The organism is Naasia lichenicola, assembly GCF_004801885.1.
Classification (GTDB): domain Bacteria; phylum Actinomycetota; class Actinomycetes; order Actinomycetales; family Microbacteriaceae; genus Naasia; species Naasia lichenicola.
The window spans coordinates 655634-671005 of record NZ_SSSM01000005.1; the positions used below are offsets into that span (position 1 = coordinate 655634).

A 15372-nucleotide genomic window follows, 5' to 3' on the forward strand; every position below is an offset into this window, starting at 1 on the left:
CGACGCGGTCGTTGGTCGAGTAGGGCGCCCCGCGCCCGTATCGAGGCCGCGTTTAGCGCCCACGGACCGAGCCATCTCGCACTTCCCGGTGCAAAGGCCTCGATACGGCGCTGGCGCGCCTACTCGACCAACGAGGCGGCCGGCTGGCGCGCCTGCTCGACCAGCGAACCCGTTCGGATTCCTTGCGTGCCGCGGCAGCGCGGGCGTAGCTTGAAAGGCTGCGCCGAGACCCCGGCCGGCGCCGGAGACATCTGGTCGCGACGTCAGGAGGACGACATGCACGGAATCATCACCGCTCCGCAGGCGTTGACCCTGACGGCGACGCGCTCCTAGCCCATCCCTCCGCGGGTCCATCCCGCCACCCTCCCTTCCGCACCAGATGATCGCCCGAACCAGGGCGACGACTACGGGGCCGCCCTCGCGCGTCCCCGTTCGAGGACACCCATGCCAGCCGATCGTCGGCCCAACACCGTCTCCGCCCTCTGGAGACTCCTTCCCTACGCACGTCCCGCGCTGCCCCGACTGATCCTCGGCATGGTGGTCGGCATCGCGGCCGGTCTCGTCGCGCTGGCGATCCCGCAGGTGCTCGAGTACCTGGTGGACACCGTCCTCGCCGACCGGAACGCGGCGGGCATCCTGCCGGCGGCGCTCCTGATCCTCGGGCTCGGCGTCTTCGAGGCCGCCGCGATCCTCGTGCGCCGCACGCTCGTGCTGACGCCCAACACGCACATCGAAGCGCGGATGCGCAACGCGCTGTTCGAGCACCTGCAGCGGCTGCCCGTGGCCTTCCACGACAGGTGGCCGAGCGGCCAGCTCCTGTCGCGCGCGATCAGCGACCTGAGCGCCATCCGCCGCTGGCTGGCCTTCGGGCTGATGCTGCTCGTCGTCAACACCGTGACGATCGTCGTGGGGGCGATCCTGCTGATCACCACGAGCCCGCTCCTGGGCGTCGTCTACCTGGTGATGTCGGTGCCCATCTGGTTCGTCGGCGCGAAGTTCGAGCGCACGTACACGCTCGTGGCGCGGCGGAGCCAGGACCAGACCGGCGACCTGGCGACGGCGGTCGAGGAGTCGGTGCACGGGATCCGCGTGCTCAAGGCATTCGGCCGCGGCGGGCACGCCCTCAAGAAGTTCGAGCGCCAGGCCGAGGAGCTGCGCGGAACGGAGCTCGAGAAGGCGTCGGCCGTGGCATTCGTCTGGCGCTGGCTGATCCTGATCCCGGATGTGACGTTCGCCGTATGCCTCGCCCTCGGCGTGGTGCTGGCCGCCCAGGGGTCGCTGACCGCCGGTGCACTGGTCGCCTTCTTCGCCACCGCGACGGTGCTGCGCTTCCCGGTCGAGTCGATCGGATTCCTGCTCTCCTTCACCCTCGACACCCGCACGGCCACCGACCGGTACTTCGAGGTCATGGACGAGCCGAACACGATCACCGACCCGCAGTCGCCGCGCACGCTCGACCAGCCGCAGGGTCTCCTCGAGTTCCGCGATGTGCACTTCCGGTACCCCGACGCCCCCGATCGGTTCGCCGATCTGGTGAACGGCGTCGACCTGAGGATCGAGCCGGGGGAGACCATGGCCCTGGTCGGGCTGACCGGCTCCGGGAAGTCGACCATCACGGCCCTCGTCACCCGGCTGTACGACATCGACTCGGGCGCGATCACCCTCGACGGAGTGGACATCCGCGACCTGCGTCTCGACGAGCTGCGCTCGCGCGTCGCCATGGCCTTCGAGGACGCGACCCTGTTCTCGGCGACCGTCCGCGAGAACGTGCTGCTCGGACGACCCGACGCGGGGGAGGAGGCGCTCGCCGAAGCGCTGCGGATCGCTCAGGCGCAGTTCGTCCACGACCTGCCCGACGGCCTCGACACGGTGATCGGCGAGGAGGGGCTCAGCCTGTCGGGTGGGCAGCGGCAGCGGCTCGCGCTCGCCCGCGCCGTCGCAGCTCGTCCTTCGGTGCTCGTGCTCGACGACCCGCTCTCCGCGTTGGACGTGGAGACCGAAGAGCTCGTCGAATCCGCGCTGCGCCATGTGCTCGCCTCGACCACCGCGTTGATCGTCGCCCACCGACCGTCCACCGTGATGCTCGCCGACCGGGTCGCCGTGCTCGAGGACGGGCGGATCACCGCGGTTGGCCGGCACTCCGAGCTGCTCGCCACCAACGACCACTACAGGTTCGTCATCTCGAGCCTCGATGAGGAGCGGAAGACGGCAGCCGCATCGGGTTCGGATTCCGATGCCGCCGCCGATGACGCTGCGGTGATCGATGCAGAGGAGGTGCGCGCATGAGCGTCGTCACGGGAGTCACCGGAGAGGAGCGCGACGACCTGAACCGTGCGGAGAGCACGCAGGTCAGGCGCCGCTCGCAGGTGCTCCTCGGCTCGCTGCTGTCCCCGCTGAAGCGCCGCATCGTCCTGACCTTCGCCGTCGTGGTCGTCAGCACGGCGGCTCAGGTCGCCGGACCCGCCCTGATCGCGCTCGGCATCGACCGCGGCGTTCCCGCCCTGATCGCCGGCGACGCCATGCCGGTCGCGCTCACGACGATCGCGTACATCGTCCTCGGCATCGGCGGCGCCCTGCTGATCGGCTGGTACACGCTCCTGCAGGCCAAGATCAGCCAGGCGGTGCTCTTCGACCTCCGCCGTCGGGTCTTCCGGCAGACGCAGCGTCTCAGCCTCGAGTTCCACGAGTCGTACACGTCGGGTCGGATCATCTCCCGCCAGACGAGCGACCTCGACTCCATTCGCGAGCTGCTCGACTCCGGGGTGAGCAACCTCGTCTCCGGGGTGCTCTACATGCTCGGCACCGCGATCGCCCTCGTCGTGATCGATCCGATGAGCGGCGCGATCCTCGCCGGCGCGCTCGTCCCGCTCTGGTTCCTGACCCGCTGGTTCCAGACCCGATCGCAGATCCGATTCCGGCGCACCCGGGTGGCATCCGCACGGGTGATCGTCAAGTTCGTCGAGACCATGACCGGAATCCGCGCGGTGAAGGCGTTCCGCACGGAGCCCGCCAACGACCGCGTCTTCGCCAAGGATGTGGAGGAGCATCGCGACTCCAACGCGCGGGTGATCCGGCTCTTCGGCATCTACGACCCCGGCCTCGTCCTCATCGGCAACGTCACCGTGGCGATCGTGCTGCTGGTCGGCGGCTACCGCGTCGTCGACGGCGGCATCCAGATCGGCGTCCTGCTGGCCGCGCTGCTCTACTCGCGTCGATTCTTCGACCCGATGGAGGAGATGGCGATGTTCTACAACAGCTACCAGTCCGCGGCCGCGGCGCTGGAGAAGATCTCGGGTGTGCTGGAGGAGGAGCCGACGGTCCCCGATCCCGCTCACCCCGTCGAGCTGCGCGCCGCGCGCGGCGCCCTCCGCTTCGACGAGGTGACCTTCGGCTACTCGGCGGGCCGGGTCATCCTGCCGAGCTTCGATCTGGACATCCCCGCGGGCCAGGTCATCGCGCTGGTCGGATCGACGGGGGCGGGCAAGACGACCCTCGCCAAGCTGATCTCCCGGTTCTACGACCCCACGATCGGCACGGTCACCCTCGACGGCATCGATCTGCGCTCGCTGCATCCGAAGGACCTGCGGCGCGCGATCGTCATGGTTACCCAGGAGTCGTACCTGTTCTCGGGCTCCGTCGCCGAGAACATCGCGCTGGGCAAGCCCGACGCCACTCGCGAGCAGATCGTGAGCGCTGCGCGCGCGGTCGGGGCGCACGAGTTCATCGAGCTGCTGCCGAACGGCTACGACACCGACGTGAACAAGCGCGGGGGGAGGGTGTCGGCCGGGCAGCGCCAGCTGATCTCGTTCGCACGGGCCTTCCTCGCCGATCCGGCGGTGCTGATCCTCGACGAGGCGACCGCGTCGCTCGACATCCCGAGCGAGCGCGCGGTGCAGGAGGCGCTGCAGACGCTGCTCTCCGATCGGACGGCGATCATCATCGCCCACCGCCTCTCGACGGTGGCGATCGCGGACCGCGTGCTGGTGATGGAGCACGGCCGGATCGTGGAGGACGGCACGCCCGCCGATCTCATCGGGGGCACAGGACGCTTCGCCAGTCTGCACGCCGCCTGGCGCGACTCCCTCGTCTGAAGGATGTGAGCTGCCCAGTTCTGCCGCCTGAGACGCCTCTCGAGCGGCAGAACTGGGCGACTCACGAGGTCATTCCGGCGACCAGGCCGCCTGCCTGAGATCGATGCGGTAGCCCTCGGGCGTATCCGCGGGCAGCAGCGGCGTGCCCTCCGCCTCGTAGTGCGTCCGCGCCACGTCGGCGTGACCGGTCGGCGGATGGCCGCCGGCGCGGATCACCCGCCACCACGCGACCTCCGACCCGCGGTATCGCATCACCATCCCGACGGCCCGTGCGCCGGGTCGGCCGAACACCCAGGCCACGTCTCCATAGGTCATCACTCGGCCTGCCGGGATCTGCGCGACGATCTCGAGCACCTGCTCGGAGTACTCCCCGGACCGCTCGAACACCGCCACGTGCGCGCGGGCTCAGAGATCGAGCGCGGCGATGGCCTCGCCGTACCGGGTCTCGCGGAACTGTCTGAATCCGACGTGGCTGAAGAAGGCCTCGGGGCCCTCATCGCCCGTCTCGTAGATGACGGTGAGTCGTCGGAATCCGCGGTCGCGCGCTTCGTCGGCGAGAGCCCGGACGGCGAATGTGCCGACGCCGTGGCCCTGCGCGTGGGCGGCGACGTTGATCCGCCAGATGCAGCTGCGGAACTCCTCCTGGTCGGCGTCCGGATCGAAGTTGGCCATGATGAATCCGGCGACCTCGTCGTCCTCGAGGACCACGCGTGGCCAGGCGGTGGTCGGGTTGACGTAGGCCTCGGCGATGGAGTGCGAGACGGGCGCCACGAACTGCTCCTGGCCCGGCTTGAGCGTGAGGGTGTTCGCGGCGACGATGTTGCCGGCGTTCAGCTCCTCGAGGCGCAGGGTGCCCATGGGGTCAGATTACTGTCCGGTGCGATGCCGCGCATCCCCCAAGGGAGCCCCGCCGCGAGCGATGAGGTAGCTCGACGTCGAGCTATCTGACGTGCGGATAAGCTGGTCCGGGCGCTCGTTCGGCGCCGCCGATGATGTCGAGGAGTATGCACGTGGCGAAGATCAAGGTCGAGGGAACCGTCGTCGAGCTCGACGGCGATGAGATGACCAGGATCATCTGGCAGAGGATCAAGGACACCCTGATCCACCCCTACCTCGATGTCGATCTCGAGTACTACGACCTCGGCATGGAGAACCGCGACGCGACCGACGACCAGGTCACGATCGACTCCGCCCACGCCATCCTCAAGCACGGCGTCGGCGTCAAGTGCGCGACCATCACGCCCGACGAGGCGAGGGTCAAGGAGTTCGGCCTCAAGAAGATGTGGAAGAGCCCGAACGGGACCATCCGCAACATCCTCGGCGGCGTGATCTTCCGCGAGCCGATCATCATCTCGAACATCCCGCGTCTGGTCCCCGGCTGGAACAAGCCGATCATCGTCGGCCGTCACGCGTTCGGCGATCAGTACAAGGCCACGGACTTCCGCTTCGACGGCCCGGGCACGCTGACCGTCAGCTTCGCTCCCGCCGACGGCAGCGAGGCGCAGTCGTTCGAGGTCTTCCAGGCGCCCTCCAGCGGTGTCGCCATGGCGATGTACAACCTCGACGACTCGATCCGCGACTTCGCCCGCGCCAGCCTCAACTACGGGCTCGCCCGCAACTACCCGGTCTACCTCTCCACGAAGAACACGATCCTCAAGGCCTACGACGGCCGGTTCAAGGACCTGTTCCAGGAGGTGTTCGAGGCGGACTTCGCCGACAAGTTCGCCGCGGCCGGCATCACCTACGAGCACCGCCTCATCGACGACATGGTCGCCGCGGCGCTCAAGTGGGAGGGCGGCTACGTCTGGGCAGCCAAGAACTACGACGGCGATGTGCAGTCCGACACCGTCGCGCAGGGCTTCGGCTCCCTCGGCCTGATGACGAGCGTGCTCTTCACGCCCGACGGCAAGATCGTCGAGGCTGAGGCGGCGCACGGCACCGTCACGCGGCACTACCGCCAGTGGCAGCAGGGCAAGCCCACCTCCACGAACCCGATCGCGTCGATCTACGCCTGGACGCGCGGGCTCGCGCATCGCGCGAAGCTCGACGACAACGCCGAGCTGCTCACCTTCACCGAGACCCTCGAGGACGTCGTCATCACGACCGTCGAGAGCGGCAAGATGACCAAGGACCTGGCGCTGCTCGTCGGGCCCGACCAGGCCTACCAGACCACCGACGAGTTCCTGGACTCGCTGGCGGAGAACCTCAAGGCCCGCCTCGGCTGACCCACCTCTGTGTGTACGTTCCGGCCCCATGTGCGCGAAATTTCGCGCACATGGGGCCGGTTTCGTGCACATGACCAATTCGAGGCCGATGGTTCCCAATCCATGCGGCTCGATCATGTGCACGAAGAGCGACGAATGTGCCCGTAATTCCGTGCACACTCGGCCGGAACGTACACCTCGGGGAGCGGTGGGGCGGCGGGGCGGTGGAGTGGAGCCCTAGGCTCGGGAGGACATGACAGCGCCGCCCGCCACCCGCTTCCCGCTCGCGGCGCTGCTCGTCCTGGCCGGCGCGATCTTCGTCTCGATGACGGGGGAGTTCCTGCCCACCGGCCTGCTGCCGGACATGGCCGCGGATCTCGACGTGAGCGTCTCCCAGGCGGGCATCCTCGTCACCGTCTTCGCCGTCACGGTCCTGCTGACCACCATTCCGCTCGCCTCACTTACCCGAGGCTTCTCGCGCAAGGGCCTCGTCGTCGTCGTGCTGCTTGTGAACGCGACGGCCACTCTGCTGGCGGCGCTCGCCCCCAGCTATGAGCTGCTGCTCGGCGCTCGCATCCTCGCCGGTCTGTGCCATGGCCTGTTCTGGGCCGTGATCGGCTCCTACGCCGCGCACCTCGTGCCGAAGGAGCAGCTCGGGCGCGCGATCGCGCTGACGAGCACGGGCGGAACAGCCGCCTCGGTGCTGGGCGTGCCGCTCGGAACCGCCCTGGGTCACGCCCTCGACTGGCGGCTCGCCTTCGGCGTCATCGCGGTCATCATGCTCGCGTTCGCCCTCCTGGTGCTGCGCGTGCTCCCGCCGATCGCGCCCTCCGTCGAGGGGGCGCAGGGAGCCCAGCTCGGCGCGGTCGTGCGCGATCCGAGCTTCTGGTCGGTGATGAAGGTGTGCATCACGATCGCCGTCGTGATGACCGGCCAGTTCGCCTTCTACACCTACATCACTCCGTTCTCCATCGATGTCGTGGGCGCTCCCGCCGAGGTCGTGCCCGGGCTCCTCCTGCTCTACGGCTGCGCGGGTGCCATCGGCCTCGTCATCTCGGGCATCGTGGGCGACCGCTATCCGATGGCCGCGATCATCGCCTCCATCGCGACGGCGGTGCTGATCGTTCTCGCGATCGGCCTCTTCGCCTCCTCCATGCTGTTCTTCGTGATCGCACTCATCGTCTGGTCGATCGCACTCGCCGCCATCCCCACGCTGCTGGGCACGCGGAACATGCGGGTGGCGTCGCTGCGGGTACGGGATCTGGCATCCGCAGGGATCAGCACCTTCTTCAACTTCGGCATCGCGGGAGGCTCCCTGCTCGGCGCGCTGGCGATCGGACCGATCGGCCTCGAGGGGCTGCCGTTCATCGCGGGCGGTCTCATGGCCGCAGGCCTCGCCTTCTTCGTGCTCAGTCACCGCCGGGAGCTGGGCCGGTGACCGCGGCCCGCGGTCGCGAGACCCTGCCGTCGTTCCCGTATTTCGCCTTGATCGTGCTCGCTGGCGCGATCTTCACCCTCGTGACCGGGGAGTTCCTCCCCACCGGCCTGCTGCCGGACATGGCTGCCGACCTCGGCGTCTCGCTCTCGCAGACGGGCATCCTGGTGACCGTCTTCGCCGTGACGGTGGTGGTGGCGACCACTCCGCTGGCAGCGCTGACCCGGCGAGTGCCGCGCAAGCGGCTGGTCGTCATCGTCATGTCGGCGAACGCCGTCGCCAACGTCTGTGCCGCACTGGCGCCGACGTACGAGCTGCTCGTCGGAGCCCGAGTCTTCGCCGGGCTCTGCCATGGACTGTTCTGGGCGGTCGTCGGCGCCTACGCCGCCCACCTGGTGCCGAGGCAGCAGCTCGCGCGGGCGGTCGCGGTCTCCGGAGCCGGCGGCACGGCGGCCTTCGTGCTCGGCGTCCCGGCCGGCACGGCGATCGGGCACGCCGTCGGATGGCGGCTCGCCTTCGTGGTCATCGCCATCGTCGTGGCACTGCTCACGCTCCTCGTGATCCGCTGGCTGCCGCCCATCGAGCGGTACGTGCCCTCCGGAGAGCCGGGGGAGGAGATCCGGGCCCGGCGTGATCCGTCACTCCGCGGCGTGCTGCTGACGGCGCTGCTCATCGTGATCCTGCTGACGGGGCAGAACATCTTCTACACCTACATCGCACCGTTCTCTATCGAGACGGCCGGCCTCCCCGCCGACGCGGTGCCGGGGCTGCTGCTGTTGTACGGAGTCGCGGGCGCCGTCGGACTGGTGCTGGCGGGCGTCTTCGGCGGACGGTATCCGTTCATCGCGGCGACCTCCTTCATGACCGTCTCCGCCGCCTCGGTGCTGCTCATCTGGCTGCTGCCGACCGTCGTCCCGGTGTACGTCGCCGTCGTCGTGCTGTGGGGGGTCGCCATCGGGGCCCTGCCCGCACTGCTGCAGACCCGGATGATGCACGTCGCATCGCCCCGCATCCGCGATCTGGCCGCTGCCGTCCAGACGACCAGCTTCAACTTCGGCATCGGAATCGGCGCGCTGATCGGTGCGGTGCTCATCTCGCCGATCGGACTCGAAGGTCTGCCGCTGGTCAGCGCAGCGGTCATCGCCGTCGGGCTCGTGGTCCTGCTCGTCACCAGAGGGTCAAGTACGAACCGCTGAATGCCGAGCGCCGCGGCAGGAAACAGGATGACCCGTGGCGGCCGACGCGGGGGCGCGAGAACGAGGGCAGCCGCGGGCAAGGCCACATCGGAGAAGTCCCGGAAACAGTGCGTAGCCGTGGTCTGCCTGGGCATACTTCCGCCCCCGACACTCTGTTCAGACGGGTCGGTTATGGTTACCGCACCGAGTGACGATGAGGAACCATGAATCAGTGTGGGAGAGCGGAATGACCGCGATCGACAAGGCACTCCGCAGCGCTGCGGACAGGGTGCTCACCTCTGTGCAGACCGTCATCGACGGCAAGCCCGAGGCAGCCTCGATCGCCTTGACCGTGCTGGTCGCCGAGGGGCATCTGCTCATCGAGGACGTGCCGGGAGTGGGCAAGACCATGCTCGCCAAGGCGCTCGCCCGCTCGATCGGCGGCTCCATCAGCCGGATCCAGTTCACCCCCGACCTCCTGCCGTCCGACGTGACCGGAGTGTCCGTCTTCGATCAGGCCGCGGGCCAGTTCGAGTTCAAGCCCGGCGCCGTCTTCGCCAACCTCGTGATCGGCGACGAGATCAATCGCGCCTCACCGAAGACCCAGTCCGCGCTGCTCGAGTGCATGGAGGAGGGGCAGGTCACCGTCGACGGCCGCACCTGGCAGCTGCCCAATCCCTTCATGGTGGTCGCGACCCAGAACCCCATCGAGATGGATGGGACCTACGCACTGCCCGAGGCGCAGCGCGACCGCTTCATGGCCTCGATGTCGATGGGGTATCCCGATCCTCGTGCGGAGCTCGCGATGCTGCGATCGCGTGAGAGCCAGAGCCCGATCGCCGCGGTCCGTCCCGTGATCGACACCGAGGAGCTCGCGGGCCTGATCGCCGCGGCTCGCGCCGTCTACCTCTCGCCCACCGTCGAGCAGTACCTCCTCGGCATCATCACCGCCACCCGTGCCCACCCCGATCTGCGGCTCGGTGCCAGTCCGCGCGCGACCCTCCAGTTCGCGCGCGCGGCGAAGGCCCGTGCCCTGCTGGACGGGCGCGAGTACGTGATCCCCGACGACCTGTCGGATCTCGCCATTCCCGTGCTCGCCCACCGTCTGCTGCCCTCCCGTCAGGCGATCGCGCGCAGCGGCACGACGGAGGCGCTGACCTCCGCCGAGGTCGTGCGCTCGGTCGTCGCCGCGACTCCGGTGCCGCGCGGCTGATCGCGTTTTTTCCCCGGCCGAGCGAACCAGACAGCCGAACCCAACCGAACCCAACCGGATGACCCCGTCCCGATGACCAGACCACGATGACCCCACCACGATGACGGACCGCAGCCCGATCGACCGCGATCAGCCTGCGCGCATCCGCCGCGGGGTGAGCATCCCGCGTCTGACCCGTCGCGGGTGGGTGCTGGCGAGTGCGGCCGCGGTCGCCTTCATCGTGGCCTACTCGTCCGCCTGGCGCGATCTGCTCTACGTCGCCTGCATCCTCGCGCTGCTGCTGGTCGCGACGGTCGTCGCGGTGCGTACGCGGGCCACGTCGCTCGCCGCCTCTCGGCGCATCGATCCTCAGCCGATCAGCGCAGGACAGACGGCGATGGTGACCATCGACGTGGCCAATCGATCGTGGATCCGCACCGGATCGGAGACCTGGCGGGACCTCACCCCATCCGGTCTCGCAGCGCCTCCGCATCGTTCCCTTCCCGCGCTCGCCGGCTTCGGCAGCTCTCGCTCCACGGCTCGACTGCGCTATCCGCTCGAGACCAGCTCGCGTGGAGTCTTCGCCGTCGGCCCGATGGTCGTGCGACGCACCGATCCGTTCGGACTGTGCCTGCACGAGCAGATCGTGGGGGAGGCCGAAGAGCTCGTCGTGCTCCCGCGGATCACACCGCTCGACGGCGGGGTGACCGGCCAGGTCAACGTGACCGACTCGGCCGTGCGGTCATGGAAGGCCGGTCGGGGCAGCGATGACGTGATCGCCCGCGAGTATCGGGCCGGAGATGCCCTGCGTCACGTGCACTGGCGGGCCACCGCCCACCGCGGCGAGCTGATGGTCCGCCAGGAGCAGCGTCAGGAGAACAGTCGTGCCGTGGTCGTGCTCGACACACGCCGCGATGCCTACCGATCCCGAGCCAGCTTCGAATGGGCTGTGGCCTTCGCCGCGTCGCTCGTCGATCATCTGTCCGATGGCGACACGACAGTGACGCTCGTCGAGACCGCTCCCGATCCCGCGTCGCCGGACATGGACGATCGGACGGTTCTCGAGGCGCTCGTGTCTCTGGCCAGTGTCGAGCGGCGCTCCAATCGCGGGGACGCCTACCTCGCCCGACTGACCGAGCAGCTCGCCTCCCGACCGGCTAGCGCGTTCGTCGTGCTCGGGGCGGGGATGCCGTCGGACATCTCCGATCTCGCGGCCCGACGGGGGAGTCTCGGCCGCGCCGCCGTCATGCTCATCGACGACGCGCTGCCCGAGATCCCCGACGCGCTCTGGCATTCGGGCTGGCGGATCGGCACCGCGACCCCCGACACCGACCCGGCGGAAGCCTGGCGTCAGCTCAACCCGGCAGGAGCAGCCCGTGACTGACCGCGCCGTCCTGCCCCGACCCGCCGTCGAAGCTCCCGACCCGGCGGGCTCCCGCTCCGGCGCTCCTTCGACCTCGTCATCGCGCCAGCGTCAGCCGACCTGGGCGATCAGCGTGCTCTCGGTCGTCGCGGTCCTCGTGGCCTCCGGGTCACTGGGAACCCTCGTGATCGGGTCCGGATGGTGGTTGACGGCGGCGGTCTACGCCGCCGCGGCGGTCGGAGCGGCCGGCCTCGTCCGTCGGCTCGGCCGCAGCTGGCTCCTGTCCCTGCTGAGCGGATTGATCGTCATCGCGCTGCTGACGGTCCTCTTCTACGGGCAGGGCTCGCTGTGGCTCGGCTTCGTTCCCACCCTCGACACCGTGGATCAGATCGCTGCGACCATCCAGCAGGCGTTCGTGCAGATCTACGCCGACACGATCCCCGCCACGCTGACCCCCGGTCTCCAGCTGATGATGGCGGCGGGCGTGGGTGTCCTCGCCCTGCTGATCGAGGCGCTCGTGGTCGGAGCCAGGCTTCCGCTGCTGTCCGGCATCCCGCTCCTTCTGCTCACGATCGTTCCCTATCGGGTCGTCGCGGACGACGACGGGCTTCGCGGCGTCGCGCTGACTGCGGTCGTCTTCCTGGCGCTGATCCTGCTGGACCGCCGCCGGGACACGGGCCAGTTCCCGGCCGGCTTCGCGGCGGGCTCCGCGGCCATCGCTGTGATCGGCGCGCTCTTCCTGCAGGCGGCGCTGCCTCCCTTCGCCGAGCGACCGGCGTCGGCCTCGTCGCTGCTGCCCGTCTTCGGCCAGGGCGGCGACCCGCTCGTCCGGCTCGGCGCGCACCTGCGTCAGGGCGCAGATGTCGTCACCCTCACCTACGAGACGACCTCCGACGATCCGGTCTATCTGCGGGTCGTGACGATCGACGACCTCAGCGGCCAGGATTGGACGCCGAGCGACCTCGACTCCTCCGACGGCGGCGTCGAGCTCTCCGAGTTCGCCGCTCCCACCGGCCTCGATGATGCGGTGAGTCGGACCGAGGTCACGACGAAGGTGTCCGACCGGTTCGATCGCCGTCAGTGGCTCCCGGTGCCCTATCCGGCGACCTCCATCGACGGCCTCGACGGCGACTGGGTGTGGAGCGCGGACTCGCTCAGCGTCGAGTCCGCCCGATCCACGCAGCCGGCCGGCGAGTACACCGTGAACAGCCTCGCCATCTCGCCCACTCCGGAGCAGCTGCAGAACGCGAGCGGTGAGCTCCCGCCCGGCTTCGCGCGCTACCTCGACCTGCCGGAAGGCTCTCCGCAGATCATCGCCGACACGGCGGCCCAGGTCACCGCGGATGCCACCACCGACTACGAGAAGGCCGTCGCGCTGCAGGCGTACTTCCGCAACACCACCTTCGTCTACGACGAGGAGGCTCCGGTCCAAGCGGGCTACGACGGCGACGGCATGGCCGTCGTCGAGGCGTTCCTCGCTGCCAAGCGCGGCTACTGCATCCACTTCGCCTCCGCCATGACAGCGATGGCACGCTCGCTCGGCATCCCGGCACGGCTGGCGGTCGGCTACCAGCCGGGGGAGCGTCAGATCAACGCCGGTGACACCTTCGAGGTGACCTCGCACGATCTGCACGCCTGGCCCGAGCTGTACTTCCCCGGCGTCGGCTGGACGCGGTTCGAGCCGACACCCAGCCGGGGCGAGGCGCCCGAGTACTCCTTCGGTGTCCAGGCCGCCGCGACGGATCCCGGCGCGAGCACCGCGACCGCCGCCGCACCGGACACGGTCGAGCGCGAGGAGGCGGCCGGACCCACCTCCAGCGCCGCCGCCACCAGCGCTGCCAACACCCTGTCGGTGTGGCTTCTGAGCGTGGCCGTGCTGCTGTTGGTGCTCGTGCCGGCGGGGACCCGGATCGCACGGCGCCGACTGCGACTCGGCCGCCTCGCGGGCGGACGTGCCGGACCCGCGCTCGACGAACTGGCCGACACGGCGGTGGATCTCGGCGTGATCCCTCCCCAGCAGCTCACTCCTCGCGCCGTCGGAGCGACCATCGGCGACGTTCTCGGCGACGCGCCCGCGCTCGATCGACTGGTGAGTGCGGTGGAACGCGAGCGCTACGCGCGCCCCCGGCCGGCACCGACTCAGCGTGCAGGCCAACCCGTCACGTCCGAGGGCCACGGACCTGCCGGGACGTCGGCTGGAGCGCCCGTCGATGCGTCGAGCGGTGAGCTCGACGATGCGATCGATGGACCGCCTTCGGCCCGCGAGGTGGAGGTGCTGATCCACCGACTCCGCACCCGGGCGACCCGTCTGGAGCGGGTCCGCGCGTTCCTCACCCCGCGCTCGCTCTTCCGGATCCGAGGCATCGTCGCCGCCGCACGGCGGTAGTCGAGACACGGCCACCGGCGGGCTCGTGCACGTTTGCTAAGCTGGCGCCGTCGCGACTGGCGCGGGAGCATCCTTCCGAGGAGCTCCAGGGTGGGCCTACCACCGGGGAACGACTGACACGGATGTGGCCGTACGCCTGGGCCACCGCATCCGACCTGTCAGTGCGCTTCCCGTCGTTTGGAGTAGGACCCGTGACCACCCCCGCCTCACTTCCGTCCACCTTCCTCGAGCCGCTCTCGGTCGTCGATCCGGAGATCGCCGCCGTGCTCGCGAACGAGCTCGACCGTCAGCAGTCCACGCTCGAGATGATCGCCAGCGAGAACTTCGTGCCGCGGGCCGTGCTCGAGGCGCAGGGCTCCGTGCTGACCAACAAGTACGCAGAGGGCTATCCCGGACGGCGCTACTACGGCGGCTGCGAATTCGTCGACGTGGCGGAGGAGCTGGCGATCAGCCGTGCCAAGTCGCTGTTCGGTGCGAAGTTCGCGAACGTCCAGCCGCACTCCGGCGCCAGCGCGAACGCGGCCGTGCTGCACGCCATCGCCAGCCCCGGCGACACCATCCTCGGCCTTGAGCTCGCGCACGGCGGGCACCTCACGCACGGCATGAAGCTCAACTTCTCCGGCCGCCTGTACAACGCCGTCTCCTACGGCGTCGACCCCGAGACATTTCTCGTCGACATGGACGTGGTCCGCTCGCGCGCGCTCGAGCACCGCCCGACGGTGATCATCGCCGGCTGGTCCGCCTACTCGCGTCAGCTCGACTTCGCCGCCTTCCGCGCGGTCGCCGATGAGATCGGCGCCAAGCTGTGGGTCGACATGGCGCACTTCGCCGGTCTCGTCGCCGCAGGGCTGCACCCCTCGCCGGTTCCGCACGCCCACGTGGTCTCCAGCACGGTGCACAAGACCATCGGCGGCCCGCGCTCCGGCTTCATCCTGAGCAACGACGAGGAGCTCTTCAAGAAGCTCAACTCCGCCGTCTTCCCGGGTCAGCAGGGCGGCCCGCTGATGCATGTGATCGCGGCCAAGGCCACCGCCTTCAAGCTGGCGGCAGAGCCCGAGTTCCGCGACCGCCAGGAGCGCACCCTGCGCGGTGCGCAGATCCTGGCCGACCGGCTCACCCAGCCCGATGCCAAGGCGGCGGGCATCGACGTGCTGACCGGCGGCACCGACGTGCACCTCGTGCTCGTCGACCTGCGCGAGTCCGAGATCGACGGCAAGACCGCCGAGGATGTGCTGCACCAGGTCGGCATCACGGTCAACCGCAACTCGGTCCCGTTCGACCCCCGCCCTCCCATGGTCACCTCCGGCGTCCGGATCGGCACGCCTGCGCTCGCCACCCGCGGCTTCGGCGATGCCGAGTTCACCGAGGTCGCTGACATCATCGCCGCCGCCCTGCTTCCGGAGCCCGATCTCGCTGCGCTGCGCACGCGAGTGACGGCGCTCGCCGCCCGCTTCCCGCTGTACGCGGGCCTGGATGCCAGCGGCATGCCGCTGCAGCAGCACGAGCTCGCCCCGTCGGTCGTCTGA

Annotated in this window: 11 protein-coding genes and 1 riboswitch; of the genes, 9 read left to right on the forward strand and 2 right to left on the reverse strand. The window is 69.5% G+C overall.

Annotation, left to right across the window (positions count from 1 at the left end; all coding sequences use genetic code 11):
- Positions 1-444: 444 nt before the first annotated feature.
- Positions 445-2286 carry an ABC transporter ATP-binding protein gene (locus E6C64_RS14045; RefSeq protein WP_136428108.1) on the forward strand — a complete coding sequence of 614 codons (1842 nt, stop codon included), beginning with the start codon at positions 445-447 and terminating at the stop codon, positions 2284-2286.
- The gene (locus E6C64_RS14050) at positions 2283-4091 is read left to right on the forward strand and encodes an ABC transporter ATP-binding protein (RefSeq protein ID WP_136428109.1); all 1809 of its coding nucleotides are present in this window, start codon (positions 2283-2285) and stop codon (positions 4089-4091) included. The genes E6C64_RS14045 and E6C64_RS14050 overlap by 4 nt, the downstream gene beginning before the upstream one ends.
- A gap of 69 nt (positions 4092-4160) precedes the next feature.
- On the opposite strand, the gene E6C64_RS14055 is transcribed toward E6C64_RS14050, so the two are convergent.
- Both E6C64_RS14055 and E6C64_RS14060 read right to left on the reverse strand, forming a co-directional pair.
- Positions 4161-4478, reverse strand: a complete 318-nt coding sequence (locus E6C64_RS14055) for an MGMT family protein (protein ID WP_438941866.1) — start codon at positions 4476-4478, stop codon at positions 4161-4163.
- A gap of 18 nt (positions 4479-4496) precedes the next feature.
- Positions 4497-4949: a GNAT family N-acetyltransferase gene (locus tag E6C64_RS14060; RefSeq protein WP_136428111.1), complete on the reverse strand. Its 453-nt coding sequence runs from the start codon at positions 4947-4949 to the stop codon at positions 4497-4499.
- Between the two features lie 152 nt (positions 4950-5101).
- Here E6C64_RS14060 and E6C64_RS14065 point away from each other — a divergent pair, with 152 nt between their 5' ends.
- From E6C64_RS14065 to glyA, 7 genes are all read left to right on the forward strand, one after another.
- Positions 5102-6316, forward strand: a complete 1215-nt coding sequence (locus E6C64_RS14065) for an NADP-dependent isocitrate dehydrogenase (RefSeq protein ID WP_136428112.1) — start codon at positions 5102-5104, stop codon at positions 6314-6316.
- Positions 6317-6548: 232 nt separating this feature from the next.
- Positions 6549-7733, forward strand: a complete 1185-nt coding sequence (locus E6C64_RS14070) for an MFS transporter (RefSeq protein ID WP_136428113.1) — start codon at positions 6549-6551, stop codon at positions 7731-7733.
- Positions 7730-8926, forward strand: a complete 1197-nt coding sequence (locus tag E6C64_RS14075) for an MFS transporter (protein WP_158437869.1) — start codon at positions 7730-7732, stop codon at positions 8924-8926. The genes E6C64_RS14070 and E6C64_RS14075 overlap by 4 nt, the downstream gene beginning before the upstream one ends.
- Positions 8927-9152: 226 nt before the next feature.
- Complete coding sequence (locus E6C64_RS14080; protein WP_233255630.1) at positions 9153-10118, forward strand: AAA family ATPase; 966 nt, start codon at positions 9153-9155, stop codon at positions 10116-10118.
- Positions 10119-10218: 100 nt separating this feature from the next.
- Positions 10219-11481 (forward strand): DUF58 domain-containing protein, encoded by a 1263-nt coding sequence (locus E6C64_RS14085; RefSeq protein ID WP_136428116.1) that lies wholly within the window; start codon positions 10219-10221, stop codon positions 11479-11481.
- Complete coding sequence (locus E6C64_RS14090) at positions 11474-13846, forward strand: transglutaminase TgpA family protein (protein ID WP_136428117.1); 2373 nt, start codon at positions 11474-11476, stop codon at positions 13844-13846. Before E6C64_RS14085 ends, E6C64_RS14090 begins: the two co-directional genes overlap by 8 nt.
- Positions 13847-13888: 42 nt before the next feature.
- Positions 13889-13995, forward strand: a riboswitch (ZMP/ZTP riboswitch).
- Positions 13996-14037: 42 nt separating this feature from the next.
- Complete coding sequence (gene glyA / locus E6C64_RS14095; protein ID WP_269846385.1) at positions 14038-15372, forward strand: serine hydroxymethyltransferase; 1335 nt, start codon at positions 14038-14040, stop codon at positions 15370-15372.

Bases quoted from the DNA above. Each gene is read 5' to 3' on its own strand.
- E6C64_RS14045 (WP_136428108.1), top strand. From the start codon at position 445: ATGCCAGCCGATCGTCGGCCCAACACCGTCTCCGCCCTCTGGAGACTC.
- E6C64_RS14050 (WP_136428109.1), top strand. From the start codon at position 2,283: ATGAGCGTCGTCACGGGAGTCACCGGAGAGGAGCGCGACGACCTGAAC.
- E6C64_RS14060 (WP_136428111.1), bottom strand. From the start codon at position 4,949: ATGGGCACCCTGCGCCTCGAGGAGCTGAACGCCGGCAACATCGTCGCC.
- E6C64_RS14070 (WP_136428113.1), top strand. From the start codon at position 6,549: ATGACAGCGCCGCCCGCCACCCGCTTCCCGCTCGCGGCGCTGCTCGTC.
- E6C64_RS14080 (WP_233255630.1), top strand. From the start codon at position 9,153: ATGACCGCGATCGACAAGGCACTCCGCAGCGCTGCGGACAGGGTGCTC.
- E6C64_RS14085 (WP_136428116.1), top strand. From the start codon at position 10,219: ATGACGGACCGCAGCCCGATCGACCGCGATCAGCCTGCGCGCATCCGC.